We start from the raw sequence: 2,875 nt of genomic DNA, 5'->3' as shown, positions 1-2,875 counted from the left end.
ACCATATGTCATTCTATTTATCAGACAATCAAGATCCTTGGAGTAAACCGGATCAAAAGAAGTCTGAACAACAAAATAATGGTTCAGAACCACAAGAACCAAAGCAACAGAATAATCAACAACCACCTGATTTAGAAGAAGTATTCTCTAGCTTACTTCGTAAAATGGGTGGTAAGAAAGATCAAAATGGGAACCCTAAGCCCGTTTCTTTTGGTAAGTTTATTCCTGCCGTTATTACTTTAGCGGCGGTTATTTGGGGAGCTTCTGGTTTCTATACTGTGCAAGAGGCTGAACGAGGTGTTGTAACGCGTTTTGGTAAGCTTAATCAAGTCGTTTTACCTGGTTTAAATTGGAAGGCAACTTTTATTGATGACGTTATTCCAGTAAACATTGAACGTGTGATGGAACTCAATACAAGCGGTTCAATGCTTACGCAAGATGAAAATATGGTTCAGGTTGAAATGACCGTACAGTATCGAGTGGAAGATCCTGCGAAATATCTTTTTAGCGTGAATAATCCAAATGATAGCTTGAAACAAGCAACTGATAGCGCTTTACGCTATGTTATCGGGCATATGAAAATGGATGAAATTCTTACGACAGGTCGTGCAACTGTACGCGAACAAACGTGGAACACCTTGCGTGATATTATCAAAAACTATGATATGGGATTACTTATTACCGATGTAAATTTCCAATATGCTCGTCCACCTGAAGAGGTAAAAGCAGCGTTTGATGATGCGATTAAAGCACAGGAAGATGAGCAACGTTTAATTCGTGAAGCGGAAGCCTATGCTCGTGGTAAGGAACCGATTGCACGTGGTCAAGCTCAGCGTATTATTGAGCAGGCAACCGCTTATAAAGAAAAAGTGGTGCTAGAAGCTCAAGGTGAGGTAGAACGTTTCAGCAAATTATTGCCAGAGTATAAATCTGCACCTCAACTAACCCGTGAACGTTTATATTTGCAAACGATGGAAAAAGTGATGTCGAATACACCGAAAATTGTGATGGAAGGTGGTGCAAATATCAATGTGTTACCATTGGAAAAACTGTTAGGAAATTTGACCGCTTCACAGCCTACAACGAAAGCAATTATGGCAGAGCCTGTGATTCAACAACCCGTACAACCTAAAATTGCGGTACAAGAGCAACCACAACCAGAAATTCGTAGAGGGAGATTCTAATGCGTAAATTATTATTGCCTGTATTGGCTGTTGTAGCATTCGTCTTATTCCAGTCTATGACGATTGTGCCAGAAGGTGGACGCGGTATTATGTTGAGATTCAATAAAGTCCATCGTAATGCGGAGCAAAAAGTGGTGATTTACACGCCAGGCTTGCATTTTAAAGTCCCATTTATGGATAGTTTGAAAGTACTAGATGCTCGTATTCAAACTTTAGATGGTAAAGAAGATCGGTTTGTGACTGTTGAGAAAAAGGATTTGCTTGTGGATTCTTATGTAAAATGGCGAATAAGTGATTTTGGTCAATTCTATACTTCGACAGGTGGAGATTATCAAAAAGCCTCCGATCTATTACGTCGCAAGGTCAATGACCGTTTACGTTCAGAAATTGGTTCTCGCACTATTAAAGATATTGTTTCTGGTTCTCGTGGTGAGTTGATGGCTGGAGCTCAAAAAGCCTTAAATTACGGGGATGATGGTGCGGAAAAATTGGGCATCAAGGTGGTAGATGTGCGTGTTAAACAGATCAACCTACCAAATGAAGTTTCATCTTCTATTTACCAACGTATGCGTGCAGAACGTGATGCGGTAGCTCGTGAACACCGTTCACAGGGTGAAGAAAAAGCCGAATTTATCAAAGCGGAAGTAGATAAAAAAGTCGTGCTAATTGAAGCAAATGCGAAAAAAATGGCTGAAACCTTACAAGGTGAAGGTGATGCACAGGCAGCTCGTATTTATGCGAATGCACTTGGGCAAGAGCCTGAATTTTATGCTTTCGTACGTAGCTTAAAAGCGTATGAAGCTAGCTTTGCTGAAGGCAAAACTAATATCATGATTATGAAGCCTGAGAGTGATTTCTTACGCTTTATGAAATCGCCTACAAAATAATAGTATCAATAAGACCCGAAATATCGGGTCTTTTTACGTTTTAATTCAAACTTTTAATAAACTCAACTAAAGAGGCAAATCCTATGGGTAAAAGTGTTGCGATTCTCGGTGCTCAGTGGGGCGATGAAGGGAAAGGTAAAATTGTAGATTTATTAACGGATCGTGTAAAATATGTGGTGCGTTATCAAGGAGGACACAATGCTGGTCATACTTTGATTATCAATGGCGAAAAGACCATCCTTCGCTTAATCCCAAGTGGTATTTTACATGATAATGTGATTTGTTTAATCGGTAATGGCGTAGTGCTGTCGCCAGAAGCGTTAATGAAAGAGATGGGCGAATTAGAATCGCGTGGTGTAAATGTGCGCGAGCGTTTAAAAATTTCAGAAGCTTGTCCATTAATTTTACCATATCACGTTGCAATGGATCAGGCTCGCGAAAGTGCTTTAGGTAAGAATAAAATTGGTACAACAGGTCGCGGTATTGGACCTGCTTATGAAGATAAAGTAGCACGCCGTGGTTTACGTGTAAGTGATTTGTTCAATAAAGAGCTTTTCGCTGAAAAATTAAAATCAATTTTAGATTACTACAATTTCCAACTTGTGCATTACTATAAAGCAGACCCCGTTGATTTCCAAAAAACTTTAGATGATGTGTTTGCGATTGCCGATGTGATTAAAGGAATGGTAGCGGATGTAACTACAATGCTTCACGATGCACGTAAAGAAGGAGCAAACATCTTATTTGAAGGTGCTCAAGGTACAATGCTAGATATTGACCATGGTACTTATCCATTCGTAACTA

At 39.7% G+C, this 2,875-nt stretch carries 3 protein-coding genes; all 3 read left to right on the top strand.

Translation table 11 applies throughout. The annotated features are described in order from the left end of the window. Window positions 1-5: 5 nt before the first annotated feature. Window positions 6-1,184, top strand: coding sequence for an FtsH protease activity modulator HflK (gene hflK / locus KH943_RS09750; protein ID WP_304110394.1), 1,179 nt, complete (start codon window positions 6-8; stop codon window positions 1,182-1,184). Continuing rightward, window positions 1,184-2,071, top strand: a complete 888-nt coding sequence (gene hflC / locus KH943_RS09745; protein WP_304110393.1) for a protease modulator HflC — start codon at window positions 1,184-1,186, stop codon at window positions 2,069-2,071. Before hflK ends, hflC begins: the two co-directional genes overlap by 1 nt. Window positions 2,072-2,154: 83 nt before the next feature. Then, a partial coding sequence (locus tag KH943_RS09740; protein ID WP_304110392.1) for an adenylosuccinate synthetase occupies window positions 2,155-2,875 on the top strand: 721 nt, incomplete at its 3' end.

The sequence above is a fragment of the Haemophilus parahaemolyticus genome (assembly GCF_018373095.1).
Classification (GTDB): Bacteria; Pseudomonadota; Gammaproteobacteria; order Enterobacterales; family Pasteurellaceae; genus Haemophilus_A; species Haemophilus_A parahaemolyticus_A.
Note: the sequence above shows the minus strand (reverse complement) of the source record. Positions and strands in the feature narration are given on the sequence as shown.